The sequence below is a fragment of the Chitinophaga sp. genome (genome assembly GCF_036569125.1).
In the GTDB taxonomy this organism is placed as follows: domain Bacteria; phylum Bacteroidota; class Bacteroidia; order Chitinophagales; family Chitinophagaceae; genus Chitinophaga.
On record NZ_DATCRF010000289.1, the window covers coordinates 1 to 9004 of the forward strand.

At 46.8% G+C, this 9004-nt stretch carries 7 protein-coding genes; 2 read left to right on the forward strand and 5 right to left on the reverse strand.

The genetic code is table 11. The features are described 5' to 3' along the window. Positions 1-1249: pyridoxal phosphate-dependent decarboxylase family protein (locus VIM87_RS10570; protein WP_331996965.1), on the reverse strand; the 1249-nt coding region annotated here is incomplete at its 3' end. Positions 1250-1347: 98 nt separating this feature from the next. Further along, a complete protein-coding gene (locus VIM87_RS10575; RefSeq protein WP_331996966.1) occupies positions 1348-2412 on the reverse strand; it encodes a taurine catabolism dioxygenase TauD in 1065 nt (354 codons plus the stop codon). A gap of 357 nt (positions 2413-2769) precedes the next feature. Here VIM87_RS10575 and VIM87_RS10580 point away from each other — a divergent pair, with 357 nt between their 5' ends. Then, positions 2770-3429 carry a hypothetical protein gene (locus tag VIM87_RS10580; protein WP_331996967.1) on the forward strand — a complete coding sequence of 220 codons (660 nt, stop codon included), beginning with the start codon at positions 2770-2772 and terminating at the stop codon, positions 3427-3429. A gap of 86 nt (positions 3430-3515) precedes the next feature. Here the strand turns inward: VIM87_RS10580 and VIM87_RS10585 are convergent, their stop codons facing one another. Next, entirely contained in the window at positions 3516-4901 is a 1386-nt protein-coding gene (locus VIM87_RS10585; protein ID WP_331996968.1) for a M28 family metallopeptidase, read from the reverse strand. 375 nt (positions 4902-5276) lie between these two features. Then, positions 5277-6032 carry a type I methionyl aminopeptidase gene (map, locus tag VIM87_RS10590; RefSeq protein WP_331996969.1) on the reverse strand — a complete coding sequence of 252 codons (756 nt, stop codon included), beginning with the start codon at positions 6030-6032 and terminating at the stop codon, positions 5277-5279. 127 nt (positions 6033-6159) lie between these two features. On the opposite strand from map, the gene VIM87_RS10595 reads away from it, so the two are divergent. Further along, positions 6160-6486 carry a hypothetical protein gene (locus tag VIM87_RS10595; protein WP_331996970.1) on the forward strand — a complete coding sequence of 109 codons (327 nt, stop codon included), beginning with the start codon at positions 6160-6162 and terminating at the stop codon, positions 6484-6486. A gap of 91 nt (positions 6487-6577) precedes the next feature. Here VIM87_RS10595 and VIM87_RS10600 read toward each other — a convergent pair. Beyond that, positions 6578-9004: glycoside hydrolase family 78 protein (locus tag VIM87_RS10600; RefSeq protein ID WP_331996971.1), on the reverse strand; the 2427-nt coding region annotated here is incomplete at its 5' end.

The window sequence follows — 9004 nt, forward strand, 5'->3', positions numbered from 1 at the left end:
CAATTACTTCTGCAGCCTTTTCTGCCGTTTCAATAATAGTTTCTGTATAAGCGCCCAGCTTTTGCTTGCCCATTAAACGCAGGGTAAACCACAGTTTCAGCGCATCAAAGCGGCGGGTACTTTGGGTCACGGATTTATTGATCTGGTTCAGGTCATCATAATCCTCATCCTTGGGATTCAGATAATCAACGTGCATGCGCAGTAACTGCAGGTACTTTTTATCCCTTACAATAAATGCGCTGCTGCTGATCGGCTGGAAAAATGATTTATGATAATCTATAGTAACAGAATGTGCCAGTTCCATACCATTCAGCAGGGAACGGTATTTTTCCGTAAGCAGCAGCCCACAGCCATAAGCCGCATCAATATGATACCAGAGCCGGTATTTGGCGGCTATACGCCCAATCTCCGCCAGCGGATCCAGGTTACCGAAATCCGTAGTGCCGGCAGTAGCTACAACCGCAATGGGTATATTGCCCTGGCTGATCTCCCGTTCAATGGCTTCCTGCAGCAACAGCGCATTCATGCGGAAACGGTCATCTGTTTTTATCTCTATGAGCGATTGCTCTCCCAGCCCCAGTAAAGCGGCATTTTTATGATTGCTGAAATGCGCTTTTTCTGAGATAAAAATGCGGTAGCGCGAGGCCTCAGCCGGCAACCCTGCTTTTTTAATATTATGCTGCGTGTATTCGGTAGCGTAATAATCCCTTGCCAGCAACAGGCCCATAAGGTTACTTTGTGAGCCACCGGCAGTGAACACGCCATCCGCCTCTTTACCGAACCCTATTTCATTACAGGTCCAGCTGATAAGCTTTTGCTCCATGAGCGTACCGCCTGCGCTCTGATCCCAGGTGTCCTGTGAGGAGTTAATAGCGGCAATCAATACCTCAGCACCTATGGCCGGTATTACCACCGGGCAGTTCAGGTGCGCAATATATTCCGGCAGGTGAAAGGCGGTGGCATGTTTTACATACAGCTCCTGCACTTCCTGCAGCAGGCTTTCATAATCAGGCAGGGGCGTATCAAAATCAACGGCTGCAAAAGCGGCCTTCAGCTCCGCAGCGGGTATGCCACTGAAAGGTTTGCGGTTCCTGTGCAGGAAATTCACTACCAGGTCATGCGCGCCGGTAATGGCTTTGCTGTATTCAGCTGCTGCGCCTTCATGAAAAATATCAGGATAGGTTTCCTTTTCCCTGGTTAAAAGATCCGGTCCGGATTGCGGGAGTTCAGCATACATTGTGTTGCTCATATAATGCATTAATTTTTATAATGGTTCCATTTTAAAAAAACGTTGGGCTACAGGGCCGTGTATCACGGTCCTGGAAAGGGGTGTATGGCGGTGTATTATTACATATTTGCTAATGCGGAATGATACACTTTACCATAATGTTCTTCCATAATGAGGTAGGGATTTTCCGGGTGTGTAACAGACCGGATATTGATTAAGCTGGTTTTGCTCATCATGCGCAGCATGAGCCTGCGCTCACATTTCACCAGCTGGCCATACTCCTCGCGGAAGCCCGCCAGGAAAGCATTACGGCCATGTGCGCACAAATGGTTATTTACAAATATCAGGTCGCCTGCTTCGGGAATAAATTCATTATAGATCAATCCCTTTGCTTCTTCCCAGAAACGTTTTAAATTCTCCAGGGCTTCCGGCGACTGGTCTGCGTTTACGTTATAGATCTGTTCTGCTGCATCAAACCGCATAAAAGGTGCATCCTCATTACCATATAATACGGCTGTGCGGGTTTCTTCGCCGGTAGCATCATCCTGTTCATAGTTCGCATCCTTGGGACATTTGTAGATAGGCCTGAACAGCTCTTTCATAGTTTCGTTAGGCTTGCCATGCGAACGGATGGAGTATAACATAGAGGGCACCCGTTCCTCATTCCGTAAAAATAAAAAGCTTAAAAAGTCGGCTGCATTGTACAGGAAAGCATCTTCCGTATGTACAAACAGATCGGTCCTGGAACCGGAGCCTGTTTGCGTATGCGTCATTTTTTCATCGGGAATAATGGCATGCATTAAACCACCGCCTTTGCGCTGCGCAAAATATTCTACCGGTTTAGAGGGAACTGCACCATGTAATAAGGAGGAAATAAACCCGTACTCCACGATCTTATTATAGTCTGTTTCCTGCCAGGAGGGCGGCGTTGGGCCCAGCTCTTCCTGCCCTATTTCTATAAGCCCCCTGAGCACAATAGCGCCGTATTGCTGTGCAGTAAAATCGGTTCCAAAACTGCTTAAGATGCGTGCAATACGTTCTGGTAATAATTTAAATGCGTTCAAATGCAAAGTGGAAATAAATTCAGGGTTTTCGTAGTCCTGGTATTTCCGTTTTAGCTTTTTACCAATGTAAGTGATCTCCATTCTTTCCTCATCGGTAACATCAATAATTAAAGGTTGCATAGGTGGAGAAAAGGCAGGATACGTTGTTGCTGAATATGCCTGCATACTGGTGCCGATCCGGGGAAGCGTCTCTATCCTGGGTTCCATGGTGCTAAAATTTTTTAGGTAAACTATGAGGTCTGGTTACTTCGGGTTTTCTGGTTTTTAAAAAAGATATCGTTTATGTATACAGCTACACACTGTATCGTTTAGGCCAATGCAAAAGTGCAGCTTCCGGATGTAGGCCTTTGATCAAAAGCGGAAAACAATTTACGCAAAGAGGAAATTGATACGCGCGCATTAAATGACTGTTATCTTATAATAAGATACCGGCAGATTTAATATCTTTATTAGACAGGAAACCATAAAGCGAAGCGTATGCTAGTAATTAAAAAAAACGTATATCTGTTATCGTTGTATGTACTTTGCTCGTGTACAAATAATGGAAAGGAAGAAACCTATAAAGTGCCGGATGCGCCGGTATTAACAACGCTGCCCGATAAATATGTACCTGTAAATACAGTGGATACCGCAGAAAACATAGACCTGCTGCCTGAAAAAAAGGAAAGATTAATAATGACGGCCACCTATATGACGCAGGATTCTATAAAATTATATGGCCTGGATACTATGCACTTTCATCACCCCTCTTACTATACTGATATTGATAATGGTTACTCCTGGCTGTTTAGTAACGGCTTTCTTGCACACTATACCCGTGACGGTGAGGGAGCTGAAAAAGAGGTTTATTCTGAGATGGCTCCATATGCAACAGTTACCCGCTACGTGGCCCGTAAATCAGATGGTTTAGGAGAAAGGAACGGCACTTTTGATTTCAGGATCTATGCTGTTGTGATAGGCACCCGGCGTAAAAATGACCAGGAGCTGTTTATTAAAGCGTATCCACTGATTAAAAAGGTAAGAATAGCAGATTACTGGAGCGCAACACTGGAGAAAGATTCCGTTCCAATCCCTAATTATGAGGATAAGATAGATTCTGCACACACGGTGTATATGAATCTTTCTATTAAAAAATGAGAAGCATTCACGAATGCTATTGAAAATAACTATGATATGAGTAGTTAGCATGCCCCGCAAAAAAGGGCATGCCATTGAAGTAATCATTACTTAGCCGGTTTTGCCGGTACGCTTTGGCGGCCGGCCACTTTAGGTACTACAGGCAGACTTTCATTTCCCGCTTCGCCTACAGATTGCACGGCAAAAAAGTAATTATCTTTTGAGTAAGGGAGCTTGATGCTCGTATCGGTTGTGAAAAATTTCTTTTGCCATACTGCGCTGCTGGATTCCCGCATCATTACATAATAGCCTTTTACTTTCCCATTCAACGGCGCTTTCCAATGCAGCGTGGTGGCATTACCCAAACCCGCAACATCTACCAACACCTCTTCCGGCATAGACGGCGCCTTGGCCAGGTTAGCAAGGTTTGACAGGTTCATGGCAGCATTCTTACGCAGGTACTCAAAGTCCATGAACTTTACCAGGTCGCCATACTCAATACCATTTTCAGTACGCAGATCCTGGTGCTGATGGTAAAAGTTCTCATTCATTTCTGTAAAACGTACGGCAGCATATCCATTCTCTACAAAAGGGGAGTGATCACCACCGCGCAGGAAACGGTCGTTCCGGTAGATGAGCACTACCTCCAGGTTAGCTACATACCGCTCGCCGGTTTCTTTTACATAGCGGGCCAGCTGCCGGGCCTTGCCATCATTTTCCAGGCCCATTTGCCGGATGGCGGCGGCAGTAGCGGAATCTGTTCCATAAGGCAATCCTTCGCTGAACACGCGGATCTGCGTATTATTAATAATGTTGGTTTCGTTGCTGTTATTGCTGCCTACAATATCGTTATTCAGCATAGCCTCAATATTCCACTTTTGCTTGCGGGCCTTGTCTGCTAAAAAGTGTGCACCCAGCAGCCCCTGCTCTTCGCCGCTTACTGTTACAAAGATCACCGTAGCCGGAAAGGCATGGCGGCTCATTACCCGCGCACATTCTATTACGGCGGCACAACCGCTGGCATCATCATTGGCGCCGGGCGCAGTGCCGGTACGGTCCATTACATCGGTACGGCGGCTGTCCAGGTGGCCGCTGACCAGGAAGATACGTTTATCATTAGGGTCAGTTCCTTTTAAAACGCCCATTACATTGCCCAGGTTAATGGGTACATCTACCCGCTTACCGTCAGGCATATACGTAATGGTATCTATATAGGCTGTTAAACGCCCGCCGGATTGCGCGGCAAACTGGTTGAACTTACTTAACACCCAATTCCTGGCTGCGCCTATACCGCGTTTAGCCTCTTTCTGCGTGCTCAGCGTGCTGCGGGTGTCAAAGGATACCATGGCCTGCACATACGCCTGCAGGGAATCTGCAGACACTTCCTGCACCATTTGCGCTATTTCAGGATCCTGTTGTATAATAACCGGTGATTGTGCTTTTGCAATACCTGCGCTTATGGCTAGTAAAACAGTTATGAGGGCGTATTTCATATGCTAATTATTAGAACATTGATAAAGTGGTTCACTAATATAGGGTAGTATCGCCAGAAATTCATAGCGCAATGGCAGCTGCAGCCATATTTCATTGCACGCTGAAGTATTTTTTTGCAGCGGGTTGTAATCTTGCAATAGGAGACCTGCGTTGTTCCTGCAATCTGAAACTGCCGATCCTTTCGCCATCTATACACAACAGCATTTGGGTGGTATACAGCTACGCTGCCTGCAAAGCAATATTAGACAGCAGCAGCGCCTGGATACCGCCCTTGCCTGTTGTAACTAATGCACTGGTGCTTTATTTATTAAAGGGATTGGGGGGGTACAGATGATGATAGTATTTTATCCTGGATAATATGCACCTGCTTACACTCAGATGCCGTTAGCCTCTGTTAAAATAACAGGCTGGCCATCTGTGATCATAATGGTATGCTCATGCTGGGCTACAAAGCTGCCGTCGTTGGTAACCAGCGTCCAGCCATCACCTTTGTTATATGCGTAGGTAGCGCGGGTGGAGATAAAAGTTTCAATAGCTACAATACCGTTCTTCCTGAAACGGTCCAGGTTAAAGCGGTCGTAAAAACAGGGAATTTCCTTGGGCGCTTCATGCAGGCTTCTGCCCACACCATGGCCCACTAAGTTTTTAATTACACGGTATCCCGCCTTTTTGGCTTCTGTTTCTATTAACCTGCCAATTTCAGCGATCTTAACGCCGCCTTTAATATGCTGAATAGCTTTATGCAATATTTGCCTGGAAGTATTTACCAATAGAGCATGCTGGTGAAGATCCTCACCTAACACAAAAGAGCCGCCATTATCTGCCCAATAACCATCCAGCTCACCGGAAACATCCACATTCACCAGGTCGCCCTCCTGCAGTATGCGGTTGGAGGGTATGCCGTGCGCTACTTCATTATTCACGCTAATGCAGGTCCAGCCCGGGAAACCATAGGTTAGTTTAGGAGCAGATTTTACGCCTGCAGCTTCCAGCAGCTGCCCGCCATATTCATCTAACGCGCTGGTAGTCATACCTGGTTGTGCGTATTCCCGCATTTGCCGCAGCACCATGCCCACCGCTTCACTTACTTTCTTAATGCCTTCAAGCTCTGTATTGGATGTAATTGACATAATTCAAATTTACGAATTATTTAGTATCAGGCGATTGTGCGTTGAGCGCAATTTCATTTTCAGCTCCTGTTAAACCATGACCGTAATACGCAGTCTATTCTACATACACCTTAAAACTTATATGCGTATGAAACGTATTATTTTTGCAAGCGCTTTTATAGCCTGTATGGCCATCAGTTATATATCCAGCGCGCAAACTGCCACACCCCGTGTTACCCAACGCCAGGTAAACCAGCAAAAACGTATAGCCAACGGCGTTAACTCCGGCGAGCTAACTGCACGGGAAACAGAACACCTGGAAAAAAGGGAAGCTAAATTGCAGCAGAATAAAAAAGAAGCCAAGGCAGACGGTGTGGTAACCAATCAGGAAAGACGCCAGCTGAAACGCGAGGAAAACCGCAACAGCCGCGCCATTAAGCGCCAGAAACATGATGCGCAGCAACAGCAACGATAAAAAGATCTGGTTTTAGTTGTTATAATTTCAAGGGCTGTACCATTTACTGGTACAGCCCCTTTATAAAAGTGAACAAAAACACTACTACAGATCAAAAAGCACCGGTGAAGGCATATTTGCCGGAGCCTACATTTACCACCACATACCCCGCTTCCGTGCCGCTTACCTTTATATCTTTTTGAGATGAAAGCGCCTGCCCGCCTTCCCGGATACCTTCCGCACTGCTGCCCGGTATGTAAATAGTAGCAGTGGTATTGGCCGGCACCTCCACATTCAGTAAAATTTTTCCATCGCTTATTTTCCAGCCGGCAGCTGCTGTACCATAATAGGTTTTTAAGCTGGCATTGGCGCTGGTAATACCACCGCCAGGGTGCGGCTGTACTTTAATATGCTTGTAACCCGGCGCATCTTCATACGTATCCAGGCCCGCCATGGTACGGTACATCCAGTCGCCAATAGCGCCGTAGGCGTAGTGGTTAAAGGAGGTCATGCCGGGATCCTGGAAAGTGCTGTCTGGCTTCATGGAATCCCAACGCTCCCAGATAGTGGTAGCGCCCATTTTCACCGGGTATAACCACGACGGATACGTTTTTTGCAGCAATAGCTTATACGCTACCTCTGTTTGCCCGAAACGGCTTAATACATGACACAGGAAAGGCGTGCCCAAAAAGCCGGTGGTAAGATGGTTATGATAGTGCTTGATATTTTCCACCAGCTCATCTACAACACGCGGGCGCATAGTTTCGGGCAGCATATCAAAATACAATGTTAGCACATAAGCAGTTTGCGTACTGGATACCAGCCTGCCATTAGGCGTTACATATTCCTTTAGAAAAGCAGCTTTAATGCGGCGCAGCTGTTCAGTATAATAGTTCACATCTTCCATTTTACCCAGGAGCTTAGCGGAATTGATCATGATCTGCGTGGAGTTGGCCCAGAAGCACTGCGCCACCAGGCGGCTGTCTGTTATGGCTGATACCGCGTTAAAAGCATCATTTTCCTCTGCACGGTAAGAGAGCCAGTCGCCAAACTGGAAGCCGGTATTCCACAGGTCATTTTTGGCGGCCTTTTCTATATACCCTACCCAGGCTTTCATGCTGGGATATTGTTCTTCGATCACACGGGCATCGCCATACGCTAAATAAGTGTTCCAGGGAACAATAGTAGCTGCATCAGACCAGCCGGTAGCGCCTACAGGATCAGGAAAAATGGAAAGCAGGTTGGGTACAACAAACGGCACAGCCCCGTTGGATGCCTGGTCAAAGGCCACATCTTTTAACCATTTGGCAAAAAAGTTATTTACCTGACGGTTAAAGGTGGCGGTGCGGGAGAACATGGCTGCATCACCGGTCCAGCCCAAACGTTCATCACGCTGCGGGCAATCCGTAGGCACATCCAGGAAATTGCCCTGCTGCCCCCAGCGGATGTTATGCTGCAGCTGGTTCACCAGCGGATCAGAACAGCTGAAATCCCCGGTTAAAGGCATATCAGAATATAATGCCACAGCAGTAAAATCAGCGGGGTTCAAAGGTCCGTTAATACCTTTTACGCGGATATAGCGGAAACCATGAAATGTAAAATGCGGCTCAAATACTTCCGTGCCATCACCTTTCAGTATGAATATATCTTCCGCTTTGGCAGAACGAAGATTTTCATAATAAGGCTCCCCTTTTTTATCCAGCACTTCTACATGCGCTACCTTAACCGTATCACCTGCTTTGCCTTTTACTTTTATTTGCACCCAGCCTACCAGGTTTTGCCCAAAATCCAGCACCTGGTCGCCTTTAGGGGTGGTAATAACTTTGGTGGGTGTAAAGGTTTCATGTTTCTTAATAAGCTCGTTATAGGAAGCGGAAAGATTATCAAGCGGTGCATCCTTCACTTTAACGGCTGCCCACTGGCTGTCATCAAAGCCGGCGCCGGCCCAATCCATTTTTTGCAGGCGGGCGTCAAACACTTCCCCATCATAGATCTCAGAAGATACAATACCGCCCGTAGCTGCTTTCCATGAGTTATCAGATACTATTGTTTCCGTAGTACCATCTGTGTAATGAATATTCAGCTGGAACAACAGAGCCGCATCCTTACCATAATAATTTTTCAGCTTACTCCAGCTAAGCGGGCCACGGTACCAGCCGCTGCCAAGTATTACCCCAATAGCATTTTTTCCGCTTTGCAGCAGGGAGGTAACATCATAGGTTTGATAAGTGAGGTGTTTCTTATAGCTGGTCCAGCCCGGGGTTAGGAAAGCATCCCCTACCCGCTTGCCATTCAGCTGCGCCTCATATAATCCATGTGCGGTTATGTAGGCAGTGGCCGACTGTACTTTTTTAGCGGTACTAAACGTTTTGCGGAAAAAGGGAGCAATGCCGCCGGCACTGTCGCCCGGCAAACCTGAAGTGATCCATTGCGCTTTCCAGTTACCGGCATTCAGCAACCCCGTTTGCCAGTAAGCAGGCGTACTCCAACCGGAGGTTTTACCTTTATTATCCCATACCCTTACCTGCCAGCTGTAGCG